This window comes from Streptomyces sp. NBC_00440 (genome assembly GCF_036014215.1).
Classification (GTDB): domain Bacteria; phylum Actinomycetota; class Actinomycetes; order Streptomycetales; family Streptomycetaceae; genus Streptomyces.
On sequence record NZ_CP107921.1, the window covers coordinates 6,150,905 to 6,176,021 of the forward strand.

Annotated in this window: 22 protein-coding genes; 14 read left to right on the plus strand and 8 right to left on the minus strand. The window is 72.5% G+C overall.

The genetic code is table 11. The annotated features are described in order from the left end of the window. Positions 1–114 precede the first annotated feature (114 nt). The 4 genes from ispG to OHB13_RS27720 all read left to right on the plus strand — a co-directional run bounded on the left by ispG (position 115) and on the right by OHB13_RS27720 (position 4,788). Complete coding sequence (gene ispG / locus OHB13_RS27705) at positions 115–1,269, plus strand: flavodoxin-dependent (E)-4-hydroxy-3-methylbut-2-enyl-diphosphate synthase (protein WP_266852437.1); 1,155 nt, start codon at positions 115–117, stop codon at positions 1,267–1,269. A 297-nt stretch (positions 1,270–1,566) separates the two neighbouring features. Further along, a complete protein-coding gene (locus tag OHB13_RS27710; protein ID WP_328378846.1) occupies positions 1,567–2,412 on the plus strand; it encodes a GNAT family N-acetyltransferase in 846 nt (281 codons plus the stop codon). A gap of 30 nt (positions 2,413–2,442) precedes the next feature. Next, positions 2,443–3,024, plus strand: a complete 582-nt coding sequence (locus tag OHB13_RS27715; RefSeq protein WP_328378847.1) for a GNAT family N-acetyltransferase — start codon at positions 2,443–2,445, stop codon at positions 3,022–3,024. A gap of 69 nt (positions 3,025–3,093) precedes the next feature. Further along, positions 3,094–4,788, plus strand: a complete 1,695-nt coding sequence (locus OHB13_RS27720) for a proline--tRNA ligase (protein ID WP_328378848.1) — start codon at positions 3,094–3,096, stop codon at positions 4,786–4,788. 98 nt (positions 4,789–4,886) lie between these two features. On the opposite strand, the gene OHB13_RS27725 is transcribed toward OHB13_RS27720, so the two are convergent. From OHB13_RS27725 to OHB13_RS27735, 3 genes are read right to left on the minus strand one after another with little or no spacing between them, the layout of a single operon-like run. Further along, positions 4,887–5,789 (minus strand): aminoglycoside phosphotransferase family protein, encoded by a 903-nt coding sequence (locus OHB13_RS27725; protein WP_328378849.1) that lies wholly within the window; start codon positions 5,787–5,789, stop codon positions 4,887–4,889. Continuing rightward, a complete protein-coding gene (locus OHB13_RS27730; RefSeq protein WP_266852427.1) occupies positions 5,786–6,238 on the minus strand; it encodes a ferritin-like domain-containing protein in 453 nt (150 codons plus the stop codon). Before OHB13_RS27730 ends, OHB13_RS27725 begins: the two co-directional genes overlap by 4 nt. Then, positions 6,238–6,756 (minus strand): hypothetical protein, encoded by a 519-nt coding sequence (locus tag OHB13_RS27735; protein WP_328378850.1) that lies wholly within the window; start codon positions 6,754–6,756, stop codon positions 6,238–6,240. The genes OHB13_RS27730 and OHB13_RS27735 overlap by 1 nt, the downstream gene beginning before the upstream one ends. A 181-nt stretch (positions 6,757–6,937) precedes the next feature. On the opposite strand from OHB13_RS27735, the gene rimP reads away from it, so the two are divergent. The 9 genes from rimP to OHB13_RS27780 all read left to right on the plus strand — a co-directional run bounded on the left by rimP (position 6,938) and on the right by OHB13_RS27780 (position 18,700). After that, positions 6,938–7,435 (plus strand): ribosome maturation factor RimP, encoded by a 498-nt coding sequence (gene rimP, locus OHB13_RS27740; RefSeq protein ID WP_266852425.1) that lies wholly within the window; start codon positions 6,938–6,940, stop codon positions 7,433–7,435. Between the two features lie 2 nt (positions 7,436–7,437). Further along, a complete protein-coding gene (gene nusA / locus OHB13_RS27745) occupies positions 7,438–8,451 on the plus strand; it encodes a transcription termination factor NusA (RefSeq protein WP_266852423.1) in 1,014 nt (337 codons plus the stop codon). Positions 8,452–8,572: 121 nt separating this feature from the next. Beyond that, a complete protein-coding gene (locus OHB13_RS27750) occupies positions 8,573–8,851 on the plus strand; it encodes a YlxR family protein (protein ID WP_266852421.1) in 279 nt (92 codons plus the stop codon). A gap of 147 nt (positions 8,852–8,998) precedes the next feature. After that, positions 8,999–12,100: a translation initiation factor IF-2 gene (gene infB / locus OHB13_RS27755; protein ID WP_328378851.1), complete on the plus strand. Its 3,102-nt coding sequence runs from the start codon at positions 8,999–9,001 to the stop codon at positions 12,098–12,100. Between the two features lie 155 nt (positions 12,101–12,255). Continuing rightward, the gene (locus OHB13_RS27760) at positions 12,256–12,552 is read left to right on the plus strand and encodes a DUF503 domain-containing protein (RefSeq protein ID WP_266852417.1); all 297 of its coding nucleotides are present in this window, start codon (positions 12,256–12,258) and stop codon (positions 12,550–12,552) included. A 26-nt stretch (positions 12,553–12,578) separates the two neighbouring features. Then, entirely contained in the window at positions 12,579–13,058 is a 480-nt protein-coding gene (rbfA, locus tag OHB13_RS27765; RefSeq protein WP_328378852.1) for a 30S ribosome-binding factor RbfA, read from the plus strand. Then, positions 13,055–13,954, plus strand: coding sequence for a tRNA pseudouridine(55) synthase TruB (gene truB, locus OHB13_RS27770; protein WP_266852415.1), 900 nt, complete (start codon positions 13,055–13,057; stop codon positions 13,952–13,954). Before rbfA ends, truB begins: the two co-directional genes overlap by 4 nt. A 222-nt stretch (positions 13,955–14,176) precedes the next feature. After that, the gene (locus OHB13_RS27775) at positions 14,177–17,698 is read left to right on the plus strand and encodes a serine protease (protein WP_328380408.1); all 3,522 of its coding nucleotides are present in this window, start codon (positions 14,177–14,179) and stop codon (positions 17,696–17,698) included. Positions 17,699–17,746: 48 nt separating this feature from the next. Next, positions 17,747–18,700: a bifunctional riboflavin kinase/FAD synthetase gene (locus tag OHB13_RS27780; RefSeq protein WP_266852414.1), complete on the plus strand. Its 954-nt coding sequence runs from the start codon at positions 17,747–17,749 to the stop codon at positions 18,698–18,700. 26 nt (positions 18,701–18,726) lie between these two features. On the opposite strand, the gene OHB13_RS27785 is transcribed toward OHB13_RS27780, so the two are convergent. Then, entirely contained in the window at positions 18,727–19,692 is a 966-nt protein-coding gene (locus OHB13_RS27785) for an ArsR/SmtB family transcription factor (RefSeq protein WP_328378853.1), read from the minus strand. A gap of 59 nt (positions 19,693–19,751) precedes the next feature. Between OHB13_RS27785 and OHB13_RS27790 the strand changes: the two genes are divergently transcribed. Next, a complete protein-coding gene (locus OHB13_RS27790) occupies positions 19,752–20,936 on the plus strand; it encodes an MFS transporter (protein ID WP_328378854.1) in 1,185 nt (394 codons plus the stop codon). Between the two features lie 150 nt (positions 20,937–21,086). Here the strand turns inward: OHB13_RS27790 and OHB13_RS27795 are convergent, their stop codons facing one another. From OHB13_RS27795 to OHB13_RS27810, 4 genes are read right to left on the minus strand one after another with little or no spacing between them, the layout of a single operon-like run. Then, on the minus strand, positions 21,087–22,091 hold the full coding sequence (locus tag OHB13_RS27795; protein WP_328378855.1) for an ABC transporter ATP-binding protein: 1,005 nt from the start codon (positions 22,089–22,091) through the stop codon (positions 21,087–21,089). Beyond that, positions 22,088–23,197, minus strand: coding sequence for an ABC transporter ATP-binding protein (locus OHB13_RS27800; protein ID WP_405756099.1), 1,110 nt, complete (start codon positions 23,195–23,197; stop codon positions 22,088–22,090). The genes OHB13_RS27795 and OHB13_RS27800 overlap by 4 nt, the downstream gene beginning before the upstream one ends. After that, positions 23,143–24,048 (minus strand): ABC transporter permease, encoded by a 906-nt coding sequence (locus OHB13_RS27805; RefSeq protein ID WP_266852410.1) that lies wholly within the window; start codon positions 24,046–24,048, stop codon positions 23,143–23,145. Before OHB13_RS27805 ends, OHB13_RS27800 begins: the two co-directional genes overlap by 55 nt. Further along, a complete protein-coding gene (locus tag OHB13_RS27810; RefSeq protein ID WP_266852409.1) occupies positions 24,045–25,115 on the minus strand; it encodes an ABC transporter permease in 1,071 nt (356 codons plus the stop codon). Before OHB13_RS27810 ends, OHB13_RS27805 begins: the two co-directional genes overlap by 4 nt. Between the last annotated feature and the right edge of the window lie 2 nt (positions 25,116–25,117).

Genomic DNA, 25,117 nt, shown 5'->3' on the forward strand with positions numbered 1-25,117 from the left:
CTTTGGGTGGTTTATGAGCGCGGATGTTCGTGTGCCGCCCCGGGTGACGTAATCTCGGTGGCCGAAGCCCGTAGATTCCGGGACCTCGATCCACACCTTGGGGATGCACTGCGCATGACTGCGATTTCTCTCGGAATGCCGGACGTTCCGACCAAGCTCGCCGACCGGAGGATCAGCCGCAAGATTCAGGTCGGCACGGTGGCCGTCGGAGGAGACGCACCCGTCTCCGTGCAGTCGATGACCACGACGCGGACCTCCGACATCGGGGCGACGCTTCAGCAGATCGCGGAGCTGACGGCTTCCGGCTGCCAGATCGTGCGGGTGGCGTGCCCGACGCAGGACGACGCGGACGCGCTGGCGACCATCGCGAAGAAGTCGCAGATCCCGGTCATCGCCGATATCCACTTCCAGCCGAAGTACGTCTTCGCGGCGATCGACGCCGGCTGCGCCGCGGTGCGGGTGAACCCGGGCAACATCAAGCAGTTCGACGACAAGGTGAAGGAGATCGCGCTCGCGGCCTCCGACGCCGGGACGCCGATCCGGATCGGCGTGAACGCGGGCTCGCTGGACGCGCGGCTGCTGAAGAAGTACGGCAAGGCGACGCCCGAGGCGCTCGTCGAGTCGGCGCTGTGGGAGGCCTCGCTCTTCGAGGAGCACGGTTTCCGCGACATCAAGATCTCGGTGAAGCACAACGACCCGGTGGTCATGGTCAACGCCTACCGGCAGCTGGCCGCACAGTCCGACTACCCGCTCCACCTCGGTGTGACCGAGGCGGGCCCGGCCTTCCAGGGGACCATCAAGTCCGCCGTGGCCTTCGGCGCGCTGCTCAGTGAGGGCATCGGCGACACCATCCGGGTCTCGCTCTCGGCGCCGCCCGCCGAGGAGGTCAAGGTCGGCATCCAGATCCTGGAGTCGCTCAACCTCAGGCAGCGCCGCCTGGAGATCGTCTCCTGCCCCTCCTGCGGCCGGGCCCAGGTCGACGTGTACAAGCTGGCCGACCAGGTGTCCGCCGGACTCGAAGGCATGGAGGTCCCGCTGCGCGTCGCCGTGATGGGCTGTGTCGTCAACGGTCCGGGCGAGGCGCGCGAAGCCGATCTGGGTGTGGCGTCCGGCAACGGCAAGGGCCAGATCTTCGTGAAGGGCGAGGTCATCAAGACCGTCCCGGAGTCGAAGATCGTCGAGACCCTCATCGAGGAGGCCATGAAGATCGCCGAGCAGATGGAACGCGACGGCATCGCCTCCGGCGAGCCCGCGGTCTCCGTCAGCTGATAGCTCTCCCGGCTGAGCCGCTCATGAGCTGAACCACCATGTCGGCCGAACCGCTCCGGCGGCGCGCGGGACAGGACCCTCCGCAGGCAGGGCCTCTCCCGCGCGAGCGGTGCTGCGATCCATCTCCGGGTACAGTTCGGAGACCAGCAGATAGCCATACCGTGTGACTACGCCCCGATGGGCTTCTCGCGGTGACGCGACGGTCAAGCCGTGACCGACGCCGGACAGACGCGCTGCAACGCTAGCAAGAAGCGCGATGCCGTGACATTGCCCCGAAGGAGCGTTGGAGCGACCCTTGTGTTGACGCAGACCACCACCCGGGTCCTCGAACCCGGCGAACTCGACGCGGCGCTTGAGATCCTGCACAGCGATCCCGTGGTCAACGCCTTCGTGACGTCCCGCGTCCAGGTCGCCGGACTCGACCCGTGGCGGCTCGGCGGCGAGATGTGGGGCTGGTACACCGGGGGCCGGCTCCGCTCGCTCTGCTACTCCGGCGCCAACCTCGTCCCGATCTGCGCGGGCCCCGATGCCGTACGCGCCTTCGCCGAACGCGCTCGCCGGGCCGGCCGCCGCTGCTCCTCCATCGTGGGCCCCGCCGAGTCCACCGCGCTGCTGTGGCGGCTGCTCGAACCGAGCTGGGGCCCCGCCCGCGACGTCCGCGCCCACCAGCCCATGATGGTCACCGAGCAGCCCTCGCCCGACATCGCGCCCGACCCGCTCGTCCGCCGCATCCGCAAGGACGAGCTGGAAGTGATCATGCCCGCCTGTGTGGCCATGTTCACCGAGGAGGTCGGGGTCTCCCCGATGGCGGGGGACGGCGGACTGCTCTACCAGGCACGCGTCGCCGAACTCGTCGGCTCCGGCCGCTCCTTCGCCCGGATCGAGAACGGCCAGGTCGTCTTCAAGGCCGAGATCGGCGCCGCCACTCCACTGGCCTGCCAGATCCAGGGCGTCTGGGTCGCCCCCGAGTTCCGCGGCCGCGGTCTCTCCGAGACGGGCATGGCCGCCGTCCTGCGCTACGCGCTCGCCGATGTGGCCCCCGTGGTCAGCCTGTACGTCAACGACTTCAACTCCGCGGCGCGCGCTGCCTACCGCAGGGTCGGCTTCCGTGAGGTCGGGGCCTTCATGAGCGTCCTGTTCTGACACCGGAGTTCTGAGGTTAGGGTGCCGACCATGGATGACGCAGTGGTCGGGCCGGTCGATCTCGCCGGACGAGTGGACGAAGCGCTGGCCGTACAGGCCCTCGCGTTCGGCCTCAGCGAGGCGGAGGTCGCCGTACGCCGCCACATCGTGCTGCGCCATCTACAGAACCCCGGCGCCCGCGCACTCGGCGCGACGGCGCCCGACGGCAGCCTGGTCGGCTTCGTGTACGGGATGCCCAACAGCCGCGCCCACTGGTGGTCCACGGTGGTCGAGCCGTATCTGCGCTCCACCGGCACCGACTTCTGGCTCGACGACTCCTTCGTGATCACCGAACTGCACGTCCACCCCGGCTTCCAGGGCCGGGGCACCGGCCGCGCGCTGATCACCGCGATCACCGACAGCGCCGCCGAACCGCGCTCGATCCTCTCCGCCATCGACCGGGAGTCCCCGGCCCGCGGCCTCTACCGCTCGCTGGGGTACACGGACCTCGCGCGGCAGGTCCACTTCCCCAGCGCGGGAATGCCGTACGCGGTGATGGGCGCCCCGCTCCCGCTGCTCCGCCCCGGGCCCGCCCCCGCAACCGATTTCCGCCCGCCCGCCGGGCCCGGTTAACCTCCTGACATCACTTACGGGGGTCCGGGGGGCGTCCCCCGGAAAACACAGCCAAGCAGGAGAGTCACCATGGCCCAGGTCCAGCGCATGTCCCGGTTGATGGTCAAGACCTTGCGCGACGACCCGGCGGACGCGGAGACGCTCAGCCACAAGCTCCTGGTCCGCGCCGGTTACGTACGCCGCAACGCGGCCGGGATCTGGACCTGGCTGCCGCTGGGCAAGAAGGTCCTCGACAACGTCTCCCGCGTGGTGCGCGAGGAGATGGACGGCATCGGCGCGCAGGAGGTCCTGCTCCCCGCGCTGCTGCCCAGGGAGCCCTACGAGGCGTCCGGCCGCTGGGAGGAGTACGGCGACCTGCTCTTCCGCCTCAAGGACCGCAAGGGCGCCGACTACCTCCTCGGCCCGACGCACGAGGAGATCTTCACCCAGACCGTCAAGGACCAGTGCACGTCCTACAAGGACCTGCCGGTGATGCTGTACCAGATCCAGACGAAGTACCGGGACGAGGCGCGTCCGCGCTCCGGCGTGCTGCGCGGCCGTGAGTTCCAGATGAAGGACTCGTACTCCTTCGACACCACGGACGAGGGCCTGGCCGAGTCCTACCGGCTGCACCGCGAGGCGTACATCAGGATCTTCGAGCGCCTCGGTCTCGACCACCGGATCGTCTCGGCCGTCTCCGGTGCCATGGGCGGCTCGGCCTCCGAGGAGTTCCTGGCCCCGGCCGCCGCCGGTGAGGACACCTTCGTGGACTGCCCGCAGTGCGACTACGCGGCCAACACCGAGGCGGTCACCTTCACCGCCCCCGCGGTGGACGCCACCGAGCACGGCGCCGTCGAGGAGCTGGACACCCCCGACACCCCGACGATCGAGACGCTGGCCGCGCACCTCGGCGTACCCGCGTCCGCGACCCTGAAGAACCTCCTGGTGAAGGTCGACGGCGAGATCGTCGCCGTCGGCGTGCCCGGCCACCGCGAGGTGGACCTCGGCAAGCTGGGCGAGCACCTGGCCCCCGCCGTGGTCGAGCTGGTCACCGCCGAGGACTTCGAGGACCGCCCCGACCTGGTACGCGGCTATGTCGGCCCGCAGGGTCTCGAAAAGGTCCGCTACATCGCCGATCCGCGGGTCGCGGCCGGTACGGCCTGGATCACCGGCGCCAACAAGCCCGGCAAGCACGCGCGCAACGTGGTCGCCGGACGCGACTTCGAGGTGGACGACTACCTCGACGTGGTGGTCGTCGAGCCGGGCGACCCCTGCCCGTCCTGCGGCACGGGTCTCAAGCTGGACCGTGCGATCGAGATCGGCCACATCTTCCAGCTGGGCCGCAAGTACGCGGACACCTTCCAGCTCGACGTGCTGGGCCAGCAGGGCAAGCCGGTCCGGGTCACCATGGGCTCGTACGGCATCGGCGTCTCCCGCGCCGTGGCGGCACTCGCCGAGCAGTCCGCGGACGACAAGGGGCTGTGCTGGTCCAAGGAGGTCGCACCGGCCGACGTGCACGTCGTCGCCGCGGGCAAGGCACTCCAGACCGAACTGGCCCTGGACGTCGCCGAGAAGCTGGGTGCGGCCGGTGTACGGGTGCTGGTCGACGACCGCGCCGGGGTCTCTCCCGGGGTGAAGTTCACCGACTCCGAGCTGATCGGCGTCCCGCAGATCCTGGTCGCCGGCCGCCGGGCTGCGGACGGCGTCCTCGAACTCAAGGACCGGCGCACCGGCGAGCGCGAGGAGCTCACGGTCGCCGAGGCGATCGAGCGGCTGGCCGGCTGAGTCACCGGAGTTCTGAGGACGAGCAGCTGGAAGGTACGGGACCGGGCGGGCCGGGGCGGAAGCTCAGGCCCGCCCGGCCCCGTGCCCGGCGGAGCGGCTCAGAGCCAGCCCGCGAACTCCAGCAGCAGCTCCCCGTCCTGCCGGCGTCCCGCCGCGACCGCTCGCACCCCCGACTCCACCGCCCGGAACAGTGTCCAGCCGTGCAGCCGCGCGTGCTCGACCTCCAGTGAGTCCGCCAGCCGGTTCACCCGGCGCCGCACCGTGGAGGGGCCGACAGCGGCGGCGACCAGGTCGTCGACCCGGTCGCGCACCAGCCGGGCCAGGTCGTACGCCCGCTCGCCGACCACCGGGTCGGGGCCCACCGCGAGCCACGGGTTGCGCTCGCCCGCGAGCACCTTGCTCTGGCGGAAATTGCCGTGCAGCAGCACGCTCTCGGGAGCCGGAGCGAGCAGTTCGTCGCGTGCCGTGAGTGCCGCGTCGACCAGCGGGACGACCAGCGGCTCGGCCGTCGCGCGCATCGCCTCGGCCTGCCGGGCGGTCCGCTCGGCCACCGTCTCGAAACCGTGCCCGTCCGGCGGCGCCACCCAGAGCTTGCGCACCGTGCCCGCGGCCTCCAGCAGAGCCTTGGCCTCCGGGAGCGAGTGCAGCGAGACCTCGGGGTGCAGACGCTCCAGCAGCAGAGCGGTGTCGCCCGGGGAAGCGTCGTCGAGCAGCTGCGCGGCGCCCCAGCCGTTCCAGTGCGCCAGTGCGGCCCGCTCCAGATCGGGCCGGGCGAAGGGCGGAGCCAGTTTCAGTACCGCATGGGTCCCGTCGGTGCGGCGCACCAGCACGATCAGGGCGCTCCGGCCGCCCGGGGCCTGCACCCGCTCGGCAGTCAACTCCCGTACGTCGAGGGCCCCTTGCATATCAGTCTGAATCCGGCCGAGCCAGTCGGTGGCGGCGGCGTCCCCGTACGTCTCGCCGAGCGCCCGGACAAGCCGCTGCGGCGGTTCGAAAGTCATGCGTGCGTGGTTCCCTTTCCGGCAGCCCCTGCGGCCCGCTCGGCGAGCCCCGGAAAGGCTACGCTGCCGTCGCCGCGCCACCGTGCAGCCCGCACGGCGGCCTCCCGCAGGGCCAGCGCCGCCTCGTGCCGCAGCGGCCCCTGTGCGGCCCGCACCAGGTCGGAGTAGACATCGGCCACCCGGTCCTCCAGAACGGCGGCGAGCCGGACCGCGTCGTCCTGCCCCGCCACCTCGAAGGGCAGCGCGTAGGCCGCCGACGCCGCAACCGGCTTCCCGCCCAGGTCCTGCACGGTCCTGACCAGCGCGTCGCGCCGGGCGCGGTGGGCGTCGTACGCCTGGCGCGCCTCGGTCCTGCGCGCCGGAGCGACCCGGCCGCCGACGACGCCGTACCCGTACACGGCCGCGTGCTCGGCGGCCAGTGCGGCCTGCGCCGCTTCGCGTGCGCTCATCAGTGGTCCCCCTGGGTCAGCAGATACGCGTGGACGGCGGAAGCGGCCGCGACCGAGGCCAGCAGCCTGGCCAGCTCCGGCGGGGCGTCGGCGAGTGCCGCGGTGTGGGCGTCGGTGGCCCGCCGCTCGGCCGCCGCGAGAGCCTTCAGAGCGGCCTTGCGGTCGGCAGGCACCGCGGGCGGCGCCGGTGCGGGCGACGCCTTGCGGGAGGCGCCGGACGGCGTGGCCCCGGCGGGCGGTGCCAGCGCCTTCACATGCAGCGCCACGGCGTCCCGCAGCGGGCCCGCCAGCTTCTCCGTCGCCTCGTCCCGGTGCTGGGCGAGCACCGCGTCGTACAGCGCGAGCAGGGCGCCGCTGGTCCGCGCGGAGCGCTGCCTGAGCACCGTCCCGGTGCCGGGGGCGGCCGCGCCGTGTGTACGGTGGGCGGCGGACCGCTCCGAACAGCCGGTCAGGAGTGCGGCGCCGGCAGCCGCCGTCGCGCCCAGCACACTCCTGCGTGTGGTCCCCGTGCCCAGCACGTGTCTCTCCCTCGGCCCGAAGTGATCAGCGCAGGCGAGCGTACCTGCGGGTCAACACAGCGAGGACGGCAACACCCCTGGCGACCGGATACCCTTTGATCTGACACGCGACGATCAGACACGCGGCGATCGAGAAACGCGACGATCCCACAACAGCACACGCGGCCGAGGAGTCACCCGGATGAGCACCACCCAGAGCGAGAGGCTGCGCGGGCTGCTGGAACCGCTCGTCGCCGCCAAGGACCTGGATCTGGAAGAGATCGAAGTCTCCCGGGCAGGCCGGCGTGGCGTACTGAGGATCACCGTGGACTCCGACGACGGCGTCGAGCTCGACACCTGCGCCGAGCTGAGCCGTGCCATCTCCGAGAAGCTCGACGAGAGCGACGTGATGGGCGACGGCGAGTACGTACTCGAAGTCAGCTCGCCGGGCGCCGACCGTCCGCTGACGGAGCACCGCCACTACGTACGGGCCACCGGCCGCCTGGCCAAGCTGACGCTGACCGGGGGCGACGAGGTGGTCGCGCGCATCCTCGCGGTGGACGCCGACGGCCTCGACCTCGAAGTGCCGGGCGTGAAGGGGCGCAAGCCGACCGCCCGCCGGGTGGACTTCGCGGAGATCGCCAAGGCACGTGTGGAGCTGGAATTCAACCGCAAGGACAAGAAGGAAGAGGAGGCGTAGCCATGGACATCGACGTAAAGCTTCTGAAGGGCTTGGCGAAGGAGAAGGAGATTTCCTTCGACCTGCTGGTCGAGGCGATCGAGTCGGCCCTCCTCATCGCCTACCACCGCACGGAGGGAAGCCGCCGCCTCGCCCGCGTGCGCCTCGACCACGACAACGGTCATGTGACGGTCTGGGCGAAAGAGGACCCGGCCGACCTCGAAGAGGGCCAGGAGGCCCGGGAGTTCGACGACACCCCGTCCGACTTCGGCCGGATCGCCGCGACCACGGCCAAGCAGGTCATCCTGCAGCGGCTGCGGGACGCGGAGGACGATCTGACCTTCGGCGAGTACGCCGGGCGCGAGGGCGATGTCGTCGCCGGGGTCGTCCAGCAGGGCAAGGACCCGCGGAACGTGCTGGTCGACATCGGCAAGCTGGAAGCGATCCTGCCGGTGCAGGAGCAGGTGCCCGGGGAGACCTACTCGCACGGGCTGCGGCTGCGTACATACGTGGTCCGGGTGGCCAAGGGCGTCCGCGGCCCGTCGGTGACCCTCTCCCGTACCCACCCCAACCTGGTGAAGAAGCTCTTCGCGCTGGAGGTCCCGGAGATCGCGGACGGCTCGGTCGTCATCGAGGCCATCGCCCGCGAGGCCGGTCACCGGAGCAAGATCGCCGTACGGTCGACCCGGTCGGGGCTCAACCCGAAGGGCGCCTGCATCGGCCCGATGGGCAGCCGCGTCCGCAACGTCATGGCCGAGCTGCTCGGCGAGAAGATCGACATCGTGGACTGGTCGGACGATCCGGCCGAGATGGTCGCCAGCGCGCTCTCGCCGGCCCGGGTCAGCAAGGTCGAGATCGTCGACCTCGCCGCCCGCTCGGCGCGGGTCACGGTCCCGGACTACCAGCTCTCGCTGGCCATCGGCAAGGAGGGGCAGAACGCCCGCCTCGCCGCCCGGCTGACCGGCTGGCGCATCGACATCCGCCCGGACACCGAGCCGGATGGCGGTCCGTCCGACAGCCGGGACGGCGAGGCCTGAGCCGCCGGTCCCGGCTGCGCGGCCGGGACCGTAACTGCACGATTCCGGAGAACTTCAAGACAACATCCGTTCGATTCCTGCCCCAATCGGGTGGGGTCGTTACGGGGAGGTAGACTTAAACGTGTCTGGCCGGACAGTCGACCGAGCGTGCCCTGAGCGAACCTGCGTGGGATGCCGGGAGCGGACGGCCAAGAGCGAACTGCTGCGCATCGTCGTGGTTGAGGGCAAATGCGCCCCTGATCCGCGCGGTACGCTGCCCGGCCGGGGTGCGTATCTGCACCCCGCCTCGGTCTGCCTCGACCTGGCGGTCCGCCGGCGGGCGTTCTCCAGGGCCTTCAAGGTCAGGGGTCCGCTCGACAGCGCGGAACTGAACCAGTATGTCGGGCAGGCAGCACCGTAATAAGTGAACGGCACGGGTCCCCGTGCGGTCAGGTACCTCGCGAGTTGGAAGTAGGTCGAGATTGCGATGAGCACTCGATGAGTACGCGATGAGTACGCCCATGAAGTAGCGACGGTCCGGCGGTAACCCGGACCTAAAAGGAGCGAAGTGGCTAAGGTCCGGGTATACGAACTCGCCAAGGAGTTCGGAGTTGAGAGCAAGGTCGTCATGGCCAAGCTCCAAGAACTCGGTGAATTCGTACGTTCGGCGTCCTCGACGATCGAGGCGCCGGTTGTACGCAAGTTGACTGACGCTTTGCAGGGGCCCGGCGGCAACGCCGGCAAGTCCGCTGCCAAGCCCGGCGCGCCCCGCAAGGCCGCGCCCTCTCCCGCACCCCGTGCGGGTTCCACGCCCGCGGCGCCGTCCCCGGCCGCCGCGGCCCGTCCTGCTGCCCCGAAGCCCGGTGCCCCGGCCCCCAAGCCGGCCGCCGCCGAGGCTCCGCAGAGCAGCGCCCCCAGCACCCCATCGGCGCCGGCTCCGGCCGGTCCGCGTCCGGGCCCCAAGCCCGCGGCCAAGCCCGCTCCGGCGGCTCCGGTCCCGGCAGCCGAGTTCTCGGCGCCCGCACCGGCCCAGCCGACGGCGCCGCAGACCCCGCGTCCCTCGGGTGCCACCCCCGGCCCCCGTCCCACGAACGCCCGTCCGGCCCCGGCCGGCGGTCAGCGTGACGGTGGCCGCGGTGGCGAGCGTCCGGCACGGCCGGCCGGTCAGGGCGCCCCGCGCCCCGGCGGCAACCGTCCGTCCGGTCCCCGTCCGGGCAACAACCCGTTCACCTCCGGTGGTTCCACCGGTATGGCCCGCCCGCAGGCACCCCGTCCCGGTGGCGCCCCGCGTCCCGGCGGCGGCCAGGACCGCCCCGGCGGCCCGCGCCCGCAGGGTGGTCTCGGTGGCGCTCCGCGTCCCCAGGGCCAGGGTCAGGGCGGCGCCCGTCCCAGCCCCGGTGGTATGCCCCGTCCGCAGGGCGGCGCCCCGCGGCCTGGCGGCGCCCCCGGCGGTAACCGTCCCAACCCCGGCATGATGCCGCAGCGTCCGGCTGCCAGCCCCCGTCCCGGTGGCGGTCCCGGCGGTGGCGGTCGTGGTCCCGGCGGCGGCGCAGGCCGTCCCGGCGGCGGCGCCCGTCCGGGCGGCGGCGGCTTCGCCGGTCGTCCGGCAGGTCCCGGCGGCGGCGGTCGTCCCGGCGGCGGCGGTGGCTTCGGCGGCCGTCCCGGCGGCGGTGCTCCCGGCGGTGGCTTCGGTGGACGTCCCGGTTTCGCGGGCCGTCCCGGCGGCCCCGGTGGCCGCGGTGGCACACAGGGTGCCTTCGGCCGTCCCGGCGGGCCCGCCCGCCGAGGCCGCAAGTCGAAGAGGCAGAGGCGCCAGGAGTACGAGGCCATGCAGGCCCCGTCGGTGGGCGGTGTCATGCTGCCCCGCGGCAACGGACAGGCCGTCCGGCTGTCGCGCGGTGCCTCCCTCACCGACTTCGCGGAGAAGATCAACGCCAACCCGGCGTCGCTCGTCGCCGTGATGATGAACCTCGGCGAGATGGTCACGGCCACGCAGTCCGTCTCCGACGAGACGCTGAAGCTCCTCGCGGACGAGATGAACTACGTCCTGGAGATCGTCAGCCCGGAGGAGGAGGACCGCGAGCTGCTCGAGTCCTTCGACATCGAGTTCGGCGAGGACGAGGGCGGCGAAGAGGCTCTCGTCTCGCGCCCGCCGGTCGTCACCGTCATGGGTCACGTCGACCACGGTAAGACCCGGCTGCTCGACGCGATCCGCAAGACGAACGTCATCGCGGGCGAGGCCGGCGGCATCACCCAGCACATCGGTGCCTACCAGGTCTCCTCCGAGGTCAACGGCGAGGACCGCCGTATCACCTTCATCGACACCCCGGGTCACGAGGCGTTCACCGCCATGCGTGCCCGTGGTGCGAAGTCGACCGACATCGCGATCCTCGTGGTGGCGGCCAACGACGGTGTGATGCCCCAGACGATCGAGGCGCTGAACCACGTCAAGGCGGCCGGTGTGCCGATCGTCGTCGCGGTCAACAAGATCGACGTCGAGGGTGCCGACCCGACCAAGGTGCGCGGTCAGCTCACCGAGTTCGGTCTGGTGGCCGAGGAGTACGGCGGCGACACGATGTTCGTCGACATCTCCGCCAAGCAGGGTCTCCACATCGATTCCCTCCTGGAGGCCGTCGTCCTCACCGCCGACGCCTCGCTCGACCTGCGGGCCAACCCGGAGCAGGACGCGCAGGGTATTGCGATCGAGTCCCACCTGGACAAGGGCCGCGGTGCTGTCTCGACCGTCCTGGTCCAGCGCGGCACGCTGCGCATCGGCGACACCATGGTCGTCGGCGACGCGTACGGCCGGGTCCGGGCGATGCTCGACGACAACGGCAACAACCTTGAGGAAGCGGGTCCCTCGACCCCCGTCCTCGTACTGGGTCTCACCAACGTCCCGGGTGCCGGCGACAACTTCCTGGTGGTCGACGAGGACCGTACGGCCCGTCAGATCGCCGAGAAGCGTGCCGCCCGTGAGCGCAACGCCAACTTCGCCCGCAAGGGCGTCAGGTTCTCCCTGGAGAACCTGGACGAGGCGCTCAAGGCCGGTCTGGTCCAGGAGCTCAACCTCATCATCAAGGGCGACGCGTCCGGTTCGGTGGAGGCTCTCGAATCCTCGCTGCTCCAGCTCGACGTCGGCGAAGAGGTCGACATCCGGATCCTGCACCGCGGTGTGGGTGCGGTCACCGAGTCGGACATCGACCTGGCGACCGGCTCCGACGCCATCGTCATCGGCTTCAACGTGCGCGCCGCAGGGCGTGCCGCGCAGATGGCCGAGCGCGAAGGTGTGGACGTCCGGTACTACTCGGTCATCTACCAGGCGATCGAAGAGATCGAAGCGGCCCTCAAGGGCATGCTCAAGCCGGAGTACGAAGAGGTCGAGCTCGGCACGGCGGAGATCCGCGAGATCTTCCGCTCGTCCAAGCTGGGCAACATCGCCGGTGTGCTGGTCCGCTCCGGCGAGGTCAAGCGCAACACGAAGGCGCGCCTGCTGCGCGATGGCAAGGTCATCGCGGAGAACCTCAACATCTCCGGTCTGCGCCGCTTCAAGGACGACGTCACCGAGATCCGCGAAGGGTTCGAGGGTGGTATCAACCTCGGCAACTTCAACGACATCAAGATCGACGACGTCATCGCGACGTACGAGATGCGCGAGAAGCCCCGCGGCTGATCCGTATCGCGGTTGATCCGTGCAGCGTCAGTCGGGGCCGCTCGGCGGGAGTTATATCCGTCGAGCGGCCCCGGCCGTTGCGTGTACGGTTCTGGATGTCCCCGCCAAGCGGTTGGCGGGGCGCGACCCCGAACCGGCGGGACATCCGGACATGCATGTATGTAGGGACACTGTCCTTCGATCTCCTGCTCGGCGACGTACGGTCGCTGAAGGAGAAACGCTCCGTCGTCCGGCCCATCGTGGCCGAACTCCAGCGCAAGTTCGCGGTGAGCGCGGCTGAGGTCGGCGACCAGGATCTGCACCGCAGAGCCAGGATCGGCCTCGCTGTGGTGTCCGGCGGGACGGAGCACCTCACTGATGTACTCGACCGGTGCGAGCGGCTTGTCGCCGCCCGGCCCGAGGTGGAGCTGCTGTCCGTACGACGGCGGCTGCACGGCGACGAAGACGATTGAGCAAGGCTCTAGAAGGAGACGGACCAGTGGCCGACAACGCGCGGGCGAAGAAGCTGGCGGACCTCATCCAGGAGGTGGTCGCCGAGAAACTGCAGCGCGGCATCAAGGACCCCCGGCTGGGCACGCACGTGACCATCACGGACACCCGCGTCACCGGTGACCTGCGGGAGGCCACGGTCTTCTACACGGTCTACGGGGACGACGAGGAGAGGGCGAGCGCGGCAGCCGGTCTGGAGAGTGCCAAGGGCATCCTGCGCTCGGCGGTCGGCGCCGCGGCGGGGACGAAGTTCACCCCCACCCTCGCCTTCGTGGCGGACGCCCTGCCGGAGAACGCCAAGGCGATCGAGGACCTCCTCGACCGGGCCAGGGCGTCGGACGCCAAGGTGCGCGAGGCGTCGTCCGGCGCCACGTACGCCGGCGGCGCCGACCCGTACCGCAAGCCGGAGGACGAGACCGACGAGGCCGCCGGATCCAGCGACGACGACGGGGACAACGCCTCCGCATGACACAGCAGAACACCGTGCCGGACGGCCTTGTCATCGTCGACAAGCCGTCCGGCTTCACTTCGCACGACGTCGTGGCCAAGATGCGCGGGATCGCGAAGACCCGCCGGGTCGGCCACGCGGGCACCCTCGATCCGATGGCCACGGGCGTCCTCGTCCTCGGCGTCGAGAAGGCCACCAAGATGCTCGGCCATCTGGCGCTGACCGAGAAGGAGTACCTCGGTACCATCCGGCTCGGCCAGAACACCGTCACCGACGACGCCGAGGGCGAGATCACCTCGTCCACCGACGCATCTGCGGTGACCCGTGAGGCCATCGACGCCGGGGTGGCCGAGCAGACCGGCGCCATCATGCAGGTGCCGTCCAAGGTCAGCGCCATCAAGATCGACGGAAAGCGTTCGTACGCGCGGGTGCGCGGCGGCGAGGAGTTCGACATCCCGGCCCGCCCGGTGACGGTCTCCTCGTTCCGGGTGTACGACGTCCGCCCGGCCGTCGCCGATGACGGGACGCCCGTCGTCGACCTGGTCGTCTCGGTGGTCTGCTCCTCCGGTACGTACATCCGCGCCATCGCCCGCGACCTCGGCACCGCCACCGGGGTCGGCGGCCATCTGACGGCGCTGCGCCGGACCCGGGTCGGCCCGTACGGGCTCGACACGGCCCGGACGCTGGACCAGCTCCAGGAGGAGCTGACCGTCATGCCGGCCGCCGACGCCGCAGCTGCCGCGTTCCCCCGCTGGGACGTGGACGAGAGGCGGGCCAGGCTGCTGCTCAACGGCGTCCGTCTCGACATGCCCGGCTACCCGGCCGGGGCCGTGGCCGCCTTCGGTCCCGACGATCGCCTTCTCGCCCTGGTCGAGGAGGAGAACGGCAAGGCGAAGAGCCTCGCCGTCTTCGGCTGATCTCTTCGGCCGGCCCGTCTTCGGCCGACCCACCGTGGAGCGGGCAGGGCCGCTTGCCCGCTCCACGATCCCCCTCGCAAGGGGTCTGTCCATCGTGGCCCCGGGATTCACTCGTTCGGCCAGGCGCTCGGAGTGAATGCCCGGAGCGCAAGGGGGCGCTTTCGGCCGGTGTCCTTCTCCCGGCGATCACCGCGCGCCTACGGTCGGACCATGGGAAGCGGGGTGGGAAGCGGGGACCGGGAGACGCTGGTACGCATCTGCGATCCGGCGGGACGGCAGAGGGGCACCGGCTTCGTCGCCGACGACCGGGGCACGGTGGTGACCAGCCATGAGGTGGTCGCCGGCCTCACCGGAGCCGTGCTGCACGGAGCGGACGGCCGGACGTGCCGTGCCGGGTCCGAAGCGATCACCGCCCTGCCCGAACTGGGCCTCGCCCTGCTCAGCGGCGAGGACCTCGGCGTACCACCCCTGCCGCTGGCCGTCCGGGACACGGTCGGCACCGGCACCTATGTCCGCGTCGCCGCACTCGGCTGGCGCGCCGCGCGCGTCCTGGGCGAGACCGCGGTGACCTACGCGGCGGACGGCCGCCACCACCGGCTCGCCGCCGCCCTGGAACTGGCGCTCGGCACGCAGGGCAGCGACGCGCTCCGGCCGGGCAGCGCGGCGGCCGGCGGGCCCGTCGTGGACGCGTCGACCGGTGCCGTGCTCGGAGTCGTCGGCACCGCCCTCCGGGGCGACCACCCGGTGGCCGGCCTCGCTGTTCCGCTGCGCGGCGCCGCGCTCGCCCCGCTGCTGCGGCGCAACGCCGCGACCGTCCCCGGCTACGGCCAGGACCTCAACCTCGCCGGCGTCCTGGAGCTGACCGCCACCTCGGTCGGCGCCGCCGGCTCCGCCGAGCTGTGGCACGACCCGGTCGAGCGGCCCGGTATCGCCGCCCCGCTGGACGCCTTCCAGTCGGCCGGCGGACCCGTGCTCGGCCTGGTCGGCGCCCCCGGCACGGGACGGACGACGGAGCTGACCGCCCTCGCGGCCCGCCGGGCCCGTGGCGCGCAGCCCGCCCCCACGGTCTGGCTGCGCGGCGCCGATCTGCGCGCCGCCGATGTCTCGGTCGCCGACGCGGTGGCCCGTACGGTCCGGCAGGCCGGGCGGATCGTGGGCGCCGATCGAAGTGGCGGGCTGGACCGTGCCACCCCGGAGCGGATCGCCCGCCTCGCGGCCGCCGCCGGTCAGCCCCTGCTCATCCTGCTGGACGGCCCGGAGGAGATGGCACCGTTGCCGGCCGGCGCGCTGCCGGAGTGGGCCGCGGCCACCACGCGCTGGCTGGGCGCGCACGGGGTGCGGATGGTGGTCGCCTGCCGTCCCGAGTACTGGGAGCAGGCGGCCGGGCTCCTCGGCCCCCGGGGTGCGGACTGCGTGCGGATCGGGGATCTGCCGCCGCACGAGGCGGAGCGGGCCCGGCAGGGCTACGGCATCCCCGAGGAGATGCTCGCCCCGGAGGACGCGGGCCATCCGCTCACGCTCCGGATGCTCGCCGAGGTGCGGGCCGCGCTCCCCGACGGGGTGGACGGCAGGCCGGCCCGTGAGGACGTGTTCACCGCGTACCTGGATCTGCTCTGTCTGCGGACCGCCGTACGGATCGCGGCCGACCGGCGCCCCGCGCCCCGGGGCACGGCGGTGCGGCGCCTCGCCGCCGGGGTCTCGGGCCGGGTGCACGAGGCGGCGCGGCGCTGCCTGGGCCCCGGGCAGGGCGAGCTGGACCGGGCCTCCTTCGAGGAGCTCTTCCCGTGGCGTACCGGCTGGGCTTCGGCCGTGCTCACCGAGGGGCTGCTCACCCCGGCGGGCGCCGGATACCGCTTCGCGCACGGCGAGCTCGCCGACTGGGTGCAGGGCGAGCACCTCGACGTGGACGGCGCCCTGTACGCGCTGGTGCACCGCCGCGCGGCGGAACCGCCCGGGACCGCCACCAGGTTCCCGGAGCGCACCGACGCCGCCGCTGTGCGGCCTCCGCCGACCGTGCCCCGGCACCGGGCCGGGCCGGTGGTCCAGGCGCTGCTGCTGCTCGGGCGCCGGCACGGCCACCACGAACTGGGCCGCCGGCTGCGCGAGTTGATCGAGGCGCTGGACCGGATGCAGGACGTGCCCGCGGAGCCGCGCGTGCCGCGACCGAGCCGGGAGGCGGGCACCGGGGCGGAGTCCGTGCCGCTCGCCGACCCGGAGTGGTGGGCCGCGCGGCTGCTCGCCGATGTGCTGCTCCGCGTCCCCGACGCCGGCCCGTACATCGGCGTACTGCGGCTGCTCGCCGACCGGATCACCCTCCTGTCGGTCCGCGCGGGCGGACCGCGCGGCCTCGGCGGGTTCCGCGCTTTCGACAGTGCGTTCTGGGAGCGGCTGCGGCTCGGCGAGAGCCGGCGCATCGACCTCCTGCGGCGGCTGGTGCCCGCCGACGGAGCCCCCGGCGCGCGGACCGCCGACCGCTATCTGGACGCCGCAGCCCGGCGACTCGCCGCCGAGCCCAGGACCGTACAGCCGCTGCTGTGCCTCTGGTTCGGCGACGAACGGCTGCTGCCGTCCGACGACAGCGCCGAGCTGCGGCCCACCGTCGCGGGGGCCGCACAGGCGCTGCTGTACACCCGGCGCGGGCTGGCCGTCGACGATCTCGCCGAAGCGCTCGCCGCCACCGATCACCCCCGCGCCGACGAACTGCTCGCCGCGCTCGCCGAGGACGAGACGTCCGCGCTCTGCCGTGCCGTGGACCGCTGGGCGCACGACGACCGGCCCGAGCGCCGGGCGACCGCAGCCCGCCAGGCCGTGCGCGCCGCAGTGCACGCCACGACCGCCGCCGACCGCGAGCTGCTGCGGTACGCCGCACTGGCCCTGCTTTCCCGCCCCGGCGACAGTGCGCTGCACGGCCCCGCACTGGCCCTGCTCGTCGGCGACCCGCACACCCGTGCCCGGCATCTGCCGCGTGCCCTGGCCCTGTTCGAGTCCGGCGGGACGCAGCTGCCCGCCGCGGCGCTCGCCGCCGCCCTGCCCACCCATCCCGAGCCGGTGTTCGCCGCCTTCGAGGCCGTCCTGCGGGCGCGGCCGGACAGCGCGGGCCCGGTGCTGAGCGCGCTCGCCGGGATCAGCACCCCTGCCCCGGCCCGCCGCGCCGCCGCGCTCGTCCACGAGTACATCGACCGTCACCCGGCGGGCGCCGGGTATGCCGCCGCGTTCGTCGACCGCCGCCTGGAGGACGGCCCGGCCGCCCGCGCCGTCATCTTCCCGCTGGTCACCAGTCTGCTGCGGGGCCGTCCGAGCTCCGTGCGCGCGGCGCTCGCCCCGGTGCTCGCCGCGCCGGGGGGCCAGGGATCGCGCGCGATGCGGGCCGAGCTGCTCGACGTACTCCTGGAGTACGAGCGGTACGAGGCCAGGGACGGACTCGCCGCCCTTGAAGCCCTGGTGCGGGCCGCGGCGCAGGGTGCGGGCCGCCGCGCGGAGCCCCGGACCCGCGATCTGGTCCACCGCGCCGGACTGCTGCTGGTCCGTACGCCCGAAGGAGCGGCCGTCCTCGACCGGCTCTTGGCCGAACTGGCCACACAGTGGCCCGTCTTCGCCGGACAGCTCGCCGACTGGCTGGCCTGCGCGCCGCAGGAGTGGGCCGCAGTCGTCGGCCCGGACACCCGCCGCACGGTCGGGAAGCCGGGTGCCCCGATGCCGATGCACGCCGCGAGCGCCGGACATGGCAGTCTTAGACCTGCGTAACTGCAGGGCATTGATCATGTACACGGGTTCGGGCGAGGAGCGGTCTCAGTGCAGCGCTGGCGTGGCTTGGAGGACATTCCCCAGGACTGGGGGCGCAGCGTCGTCACCATCGGCTCCTACGACGGGGTGCACCGCGGCCATCAGCTGATCATCGGGCGGGCCGTGCGGCGCGCGCGTGAGCTGGGCGTTCCCTCGGTGGTCGTCACCTTCGACCCGCACCCCAGCGAGGTCGTACGCCCCGGCAGCCACCCGCCGCTGCTCGCGCCGCACCACCGCCGCGCCGAACTGATGGCGGAGCTGGGCGTGGACGCGCAGCTGATCCTCCCCTTCACCAGCGAGTTCTCGAAGCTGTCGCCCGCCGACTTCATCGTGAAGGTCCTGGTCGACAAGTTGCATGCGCGCGCCGTCATCGAGGGCCCCAACTTCCGCTTCGGCCACAAGGCGGCCGGAAACGTCGGTTTCCTCGCCGAGCTGGGCGCGACGTACGACTACGAGGTCGACATCATCGACCTCTCGGTGAGCGGGGAGGCGGGCGGCGGCGAGCCGTTCTCGTCCACCCTGACCCGCCGCCTGGTCGCCGAGGGCGACATGACGGGCGCGGCCGAGATCCTGGGCCGCCCGCACCGCGTCGAGGGCGTGGTGGTCCGTGGCGCGCAGCGCGGCCGCGAGCTGGGCTTCCCCACGGCGAACGTCGAGACGCTGCCGCACACCGCGGTCCCGGTGGACGGGGTGTACGCGGGGTGGCTGACCGCAGACGGCGAACGGATGCCCGCGGCGATCTCGGTGGGCAGCAACCCCCAGTTCGACGGCAGCGAGCGCACCGTCGAGGCGTACGCCATCGACCGCGTCGGCCTCGACCTGTACGGGATGCACGTCGCCGTCGACTTCCTCGCCTATGTGCGCGGCATGGAGAAGTTCGACTCGATCGACGCCCTGCTCGTGGCGATGGCGGACGATGTGAAGCGCTGCCGGACGCTGATCGAGGCGTACGAGTCGCACTGACGGCGGCGCCCGGCCGGGGCGCGCGCTCAGCGCTCCGCCGCCACCAGCACATCCCCGGCCGTCGTCCGGCAGTAGAGCACCGACCGCCCGGCCCGCCGCCTGAACACCAGACCGGCGTCCAGCAGGACCTTGAGATGGCGGCCCACCGACCCCAGGGCCTGGCCCGAGAGCGCGACCAGCTGCGTGGTGCTCTTGGGGGTGTCGAGCAGCAGCAGAACACCCGCCCGGCCGCTGCCCAGCAGCCTGCCGAGGGCGTCGGGTGCGGCTGTCCGCTCCGGTTCCGACAGCTGTCCCGTACAGGGGTAGACGGCGGAGAAGCGGTGCGGCCTCTCCCACGAGACCCAGCCGCTGCGCCCGCTCGCCGGCACGAACAGCAGCTGCGCGCCCGAGAGCTCCTGCGGCTCATAGGCACCGTGGTTGACCCGCAGCCGCCCCTCGCCCAGCCAGCGCATCCCCGGCCGGATGTCGTCGAGCGCCGCCGCCCAGCCGCCCTTGGTGAGCAGCCGGGTGCGCGCCAGGATGTCCGCCTCGAAGAGGCGCCGCCGCCGGGGCCAGTACGGCAGCACGGTCTCCGTCCACACCCACTCCAGCAGGTCGGCCGCGCGGTCCGGCAGATCGTCCCGGTGCAGGGCGGCGGGCAGCCGGCCGCCCGCCCCGAAGGCCAGGTCGTGGCGGGCCTCGGCCGGCGGGGTGGCGCGGACCCCGGCCAGCTCGCAGTGGAAGTCCGACTCGTCATCGGACGGGGGCGTGGGCGACAGGAAGTCGGCGATCCAGTGCGGCCGCAGACCCGTCCGTACCAGCAGCCGGGTCACCGGGTCGGCGTCCAGCAACTCCCGGTAGGCGGGCCGGTGCACGGCCAGCCAGGACTGCTCACCGGGGTGCCCGGTCTGCCCGGACTCCAGCATCACCAGACAGGCGAAAGCCTCGCTGAACTGCGAGATCACAAACCGGCTGCGCGCCAGCGTGTCCGCGTCGATGACCCACAGCCCCATGTTTCGCCCCCCGGCGAAACATTAACCTCCGGCCCTGGCACCCGGTCAGAATCCGGCGCATGCGCACCTACCGACAGCTCTTCGGAGTACCGGAGTTCACGCCCCTCTTCGTCTCCGTCTCGCTCCTGGGCGTGGGGTCGACCGTCAGCGGCATCGCACTGGCCTCGCTGGTCTACTCAGCCACCCACTCACCGCTGCTCGCCGCGCTGAGCATGTTCGGCGGCTCCTTCGCCCAGGCACTCGGCGCGGTGGCGCTGCTCTCCGCCGCCGACCGGCTGCCGCCCCGGGCCGCCGAGACCGTCCTCGCGGCGATCGCCGGCGCGGGCGCCGCCGTCCTCGCGCTCCCGGGACTGCCGCTCCGGGCCGCCTTCGCGGTGCTGTTCGGCCTCGGTCTTGCGGGCTCGGTGGGCGGCGGAGTGCGGTACGGCCTGCTGGCCGAGATTCTCCCCAAGGAGGCGTACGTCCTGGGGCGTTCGGCGCTGAACATGGTGGCCGGGGTCACACAGATCGCCGGGTTCGCGGTCGGCGGTGTGCTCGTCGCCGCACTGTCCCCGCGTGGCGCGCTCCTCGTCGCCGCCGCTCTCGCCCTGTCCGCCGCGGCCGTCGTGCTCGGCGGCCTCAGCAGCCGGCCGGCCCGGTCGGCGGGCCGCCCATCGGTCCGGGAGACCTGGCGCGTCAACCGGCTCATCTGGTCGTCCGCGCCGCGCCGGTACGTCTACCTCGCGCTCTGGGTGCCCAACGGCCTGATCGTGGGCTGCGAGTCGGTCTTCGTGCCGTACGCGCCCGGGCACGCGGGGCTGCTGCTCGCGGCCGCCGCGTCCGGGATGCTGGCCGGGGACGTGGCCGTCGGCCGGTTCGTGCCGCCCCGATGGCGGCCCCGGCTCGCCACCCCGCTGCTGCTCCTGCTCGCCGCGCCCTATCTGCTGTTCGCCCTCCGGCCGGGGCCGCCGCTCGCGGTGTCCGCCATCGTGCTCGCCTCGGCCGGATACGCGGCGAGCCTGGTCCTGATGGAGCGTCTGGTGGAGCTGACGCCGGACGACATCCAGGGCCAGTCGCTCGGTCTGCACACCTCGGGGATGCTCACACTCCAGGGCGTGGGCGCCGCCCTGGCCGGCGCAGTGGCCCAGCACACCTCCGCCGCGACGGCCATGGCGGTGATGGCCGCGGCGTCCGTCGCCGTAACGCTGGCCCTGACACCGGGGCTGCGGACGCGGGCACCGGCGACCGCGGTGCCAGTTCCCTGACACGTCACCTGTCGGCGTGCGGGCACGTCCGCGCCGGATGCGGCCGGGTCGCGGGCGGTGCCGGCCGGGTCGGGGTCTGCCGCAACACCTCCGCACCCTGCCGGGCTCACCTCGGCGGCACGCCGGAATTACCGCCCCCGCGACACCGCCTCAGGAGGCCGGAACCGGCCCCGCGGTCTTCGAGGCCGCGGCCCAGTGGCACGCCACCGCGTCCGCCCCGCCGCCCGCCAGCACCGGAAGGTCCTTCGTACGGCAGGCGTCGGCGACCCCCGCACGCTCCGCCTCGCCCGAGGCGAGGATGTGGCAGCGGGCGTGGAATCGGCACCCGGACGGCACCCTGGACGGGTCCGGCGGCTCACCGGTGAGGACCACCGGATCGGTCGGGGCGTCCGGCATCACCGACAGCAGCGCCTGGGTGTACGGGTGTTGGGGCGCCGTGAGGATCCGGTCGACGTCACCCATCTCCACGATCCGGCCGAGATACATCACCGCGACCCGGTCGGCGATATTCCACGCGAGCCCCAGATCGTGGGTGACGACCAGGGCCGAGAGACCCAGCTCGTCCCGCAGCCGCAGCAGCAGAGCGAGGATCTCACCGCGCACCGACGCGTCCAGGGACGCCACCGGCTCGTCCGCCACGATCAGTTCGGGATCGAGCACCAGCGCCCCCGCGATCACCACCCGCTGGCGCTGACCGCCCGACAGCTCGTGCGGATACTTCAGGAAGAACCGCTCGGGGGGCCGCAGCCCCGCCCGGGACAGCGCCTCGGACACCTTGGCCCGCTCGTCGCCCGTGAACCCGTGGATCCGCAGGCCCTCGGCCACCGCCTCGTACACGGTGTGCCGGGGATTGAGCGAACCGCTCGGGTCCTGGAGCACCAGCTGGACGCGCTTGCGGTACGCCTTGAGGGCGCGGGCGGAGAGGTCCAGCGGCTCGCCGGCGAAGCTGACCTCACCGGACGTCGGCCGTACGAGTCCGAGCAGCGTGCGGGCGAGCGTCGTCTTGCCGCACCCCGACTCGCCGACCAGGGCCACGATCTCGCCGGGCCCGATATGGAGGTCCACCCCGTCGACGGCGCGCGCCGGGGAGGCTCCGCGCCTGCCGGGGAAGGCGACCTCCAGCGCGGTGGTGCTGAGCAGGGGAGGGGTGGTCATGAGGTGCTCCTTGCTTCCTCGGCGCCGGGCTCCGCGATCGTGCCGGCACCCGGCCCGGCGACCGCGCCGTCACCCGGCTCCGCGACCGCGCCGGCGCCCGGCTTCACGAGCAGACAGGCCGCCTGCCGCCCCGGCCCGGCGTCCCGCAGCTCCTGCTCGCTGGTCGCGCACTCGTCCAGGGCCACCGGGCAGCGCGGATGGAACGTACAGCCCGACGGCAGCGCGGCCGGGTCCGGCGGGTCACCCGGCAGTCCGCGCGGGGCACGCCGGGACGCGGGATCGCCGATGCGCGGGAAGGACCCGGACAGCGCGGTGCCGTACGGGTGCGCCGCAGCGGTGAACACCTGCTGCGCCGGTCCCTCCTCGACCACCCGGCCCGCGTACATCACGGCCAGCCGGTCGCAGGTGTCGGCGAGCACCGCCAGATCGTGGCTGATCATCAGCAGGCTGATGTCCTGGTCCGTGACCAACTGCTCGATCAGCCGCAGGATCTGGGCCTGGATCATCACGTCCAGCGCGGTGGTCGGCTCGTCGGCGACGATCACCTGCGGGCCGCATGCCAGCGCCATAGCGATCATCACGCGCTGCCGCTGCCCGCCGGAGAGCTCGTGAGGATAGGCATCGGCCCGCGCCGCGGGCAGCCCGACCTGCTCCAGCAGCTCACGGGCGCGCCCGCGAGCTGCGGCCGGGGTCGCCTGGTGGTGTACGAGCAGCGGCTCCGCGATCTGGTCGCCGATCCGGTGCACCGCGTTGAGGGAGTGCATCGCGCCCTGGAAGACGATGGAGGCGCCCGCCCAGCGGACGGCCCGCAGCCGCCCCCACTTCATGGTGAGGACGTCCTCGCCGTCGAGCAGGATCTCGCCGCTCAGCGTCGCCGACGCGGGCAGCAGCCGCAGCAGCGCCAGCGCCAGAGTCGACTTCCCGCACCCCGACTCCCCGGCGATCCCGAGCTTCTGCCCGGCCCCGACGGTCAGGTCCACCCCGCGCACGGCGGGCACGGCGGCCGGCCCTGACCCGTAGGTCACGTGCAGGTCCTTGATTTCGAGGAGGCTCAACGTCCCACCCCCAGCTTCGGGTTGAGCACGGCCTCCACGGCGCGGCCGCAGAGGGTGAAGGAGAGCGCCACCAGTGCGATGGCGATACCGGGGGGCGCCAGATACCAGAAGTGCCCCGAGGACACCGCGCCCGCCTCGCGGGCATCCTGCAGCATGCCGCCCCAGGAGATCACCGTCGGGTCGCCGAGTCCGAGGAAGGCCAGGGTCGCCTCGGTGAGGATGGCGGCCGAGATGCCCAGCGTGGTCTGCGCGAGTACCAGCGGGGTGACGTTGGGCAGCACGTGCCGGGTCATCACATGGCGGTGGCCGCCGCCGAGCGCCCTGGCCCGTTCGATGTACGGACGGGACTCCACGGCGATGGTCTGCGCCCGTACGAGCCGCGCCGTGGTCGGCCATGAGGTGACGCCGATCGCCAGGATCACCGTCCAGACCGAGTGGTCGAGCACGGTCGCCAGCACGATGGCCAGCACCAGGGTCGGCATCACCAGGAACCAGTCGGTGATCCGCATCAGTACCGTCGCGAACCAGCCGCCGAAGTGGCCCGCGATGATCCCGACCAGGGTGCCGATGGCCACCGAGAGAGCGGCGGCCAGCAGCCCCACGGTGAGCGAGATCCGGGCGCCCCAGACCAGCAGGGCGAGCACGGACCGCCCGAACTGGTCGGTGCCGAGGGGGAACCTCCCGCTCGGATCCTCCAGCGCCGTGCCGGGCGCCTTCGTCACACTCTGCACGTCGCTGCCGACCAGCAGCGGCGCGGCCAGCGCGATCGCCGCGATGAGGACGAGACCTGCCAGCCCGAAGACCCCGGCCCGGTGGGTGCGGTACTGCTGCCAGAAGCGGGCCAGGGAGTCGCGCTGCCGGGCCCGGGCGAGCGAGCCCGCCGTCGGTTGTGCGGTCGTCATCGGCCCACCCTGGGATCGAGCAGCGGATAGAGCAGATCGGCGAGCAGGTTCATCACGATCATCGCGCCCGCGAAGACCACGAACAGCCCCTGCACCAGCGGCAGATCGGGCACGCTCAGCGCCGAGTAGAAGAGACCGCCGATGCCGGGCCAGGAGAACACCGTCTCGACCAGGATCGAACCGGCCGCCACATGCCCGAAGTTGATGAAGACCATGGTCATGGTCGGCAGCATGGCGTTGGGCACCGCGTGCCGGCGGCGCACGAGAACGTCGCGCAGCCCCTTGGCCCGCGCCGTCGTCAGATAGTCGCTGCCCATCTCGTCCAGCAGGGAGGAGCGCATCACCAGGAGGGTCTGCGCGTAGCCGACCGCGACGAGGGTGATGACCGGCAGCACCATGTGATGCGCCACATCGGTGACGTACGCGAAGCCCGACAGACCGCCGGACTCCATGCCGCCGGTCGGGAACATCCCCGGGATCGGGCCGATACCCACCGAGAACACGATGATCAGCAGCAGCCCGAGCCAGAAGGCGGGCACCGACCACAGAGTCAGCGCCACCCCGGTCGAGAGCCTGTCGCCGAGCCCGCCGTGCCCCCACGCGGAGCGGGTGCCGAGCCAGAGGCCGAGCGCGGAGTAGATCACCACGGCGACGCCGGTGAGCAGCAGTGTCGCGGGCAGTTTCTGCGCGATCAGCTGACCGACGGGGGCGTGGAACTGGTACGAGGTACCCAGATCGCCGCTGAGCGCCTTGGTGCAGTACTGGGTGAACTGGTGCCAGACCGGCAGATCGAGCCCCAGCTGCTTGCGCAGGGCGAGCAGCTGCTGATGGGTGACCGGACGGCCGTGCGTCATCGTACGGACGGGGTCGCCCGGGATGATCCGGAACAGGAAGAAGCTGGTGACCAGGACAGCGAACAGCGAGACGGCCGCGCCGCCCAGCTTGCCCGCGACGTACAGCAGATACGCGGTCGCGTTACGGGTGCGGGGGCCGGACGGCCCGGTCTTGACCTGGACCGGGCCGTCGGCCGCACCCTCCGCGAGCGGAGTGGTGCTAGCAGCGCTCATGG

Excerpts from the sequence above, each read along its gene's own strand:
- ispG (WP_266852437.1), top strand. The coding sequence starts at position 115 with ATGACTGCGATTTCTCTCGGAATGCCGGACGTTCCGACCAAGCTCGCC.
- OHB13_RS27715 (WP_328378847.1), top strand. The coding sequence starts at position 2,443 with ATGGATGACGCAGTGGTCGGGCCGGTCGATCTCGCCGGACGAGTGGAC.
- OHB13_RS27720 (WP_328378848.1), top strand. The coding sequence starts at position 3,094 with ATGGCCCAGGTCCAGCGCATGTCCCGGTTGATGGTCAAGACCTTGCGC.
- OHB13_RS27725 (WP_328378849.1), bottom strand. The coding sequence starts at position 5,789 with ATGACTTTCGAACCGCCGCAGCGGCTTGTCCGGGCGCTCGGCGAGACG.
- OHB13_RS27730 (WP_266852427.1), bottom strand. The coding sequence starts at position 6,238 with ATGAGCGCACGCGAAGCGGCGCAGGCCGCACTGGCCGCCGAGCACGCG.
- rimP (WP_266852425.1), top strand. The coding sequence starts at position 6,938 with ATGAGCACCACCCAGAGCGAGAGGCTGCGCGGGCTGCTGGAACCGCTC.
- nusA (WP_266852423.1), top strand. The coding sequence starts at position 7,438 with ATGGACATCGACGTAAAGCTTCTGAAGGGCTTGGCGAAGGAGAAGGAG.
- OHB13_RS27760 (WP_266852417.1), top strand. The coding sequence starts at position 12,256 with ATGTATGTAGGGACACTGTCCTTCGATCTCCTGCTCGGCGACGTACGG.
- truB (WP_266852415.1), top strand. The coding sequence starts at position 13,055 with ATGACACAGCAGAACACCGTGCCGGACGGCCTTGTCATCGTCGACAAG.
- OHB13_RS27785 (WP_328378853.1), bottom strand. The coding sequence starts at position 19,692 with ATGGGGCTGTGGGTCATCGACGCGGACACGCTGGCGCGCAGCCGGTTT.
- OHB13_RS27790 (WP_328378854.1), top strand. The coding sequence starts at position 19,752 with ATGCGCACCTACCGACAGCTCTTCGGAGTACCGGAGTTCACGCCCCTC.
- OHB13_RS27795 (WP_328378855.1), bottom strand. The coding sequence starts at position 22,091 with ATGACCACCCCTCCCCTGCTCAGCACCACCGCGCTGGAGGTCGCCTTC.
- OHB13_RS27805 (WP_266852410.1), bottom strand. The coding sequence starts at position 24,048 with ATGACGACCGCACAACCGACGGCGGGCTCGCTCGCCCGGGCCCGGCAG.
- OHB13_RS27810 (WP_266852409.1), bottom strand. The coding sequence starts at position 25,115 with ATGAGCGCTGCTAGCACCACTCCGCTCGCGGAGGGTGCGGCCGACGGC.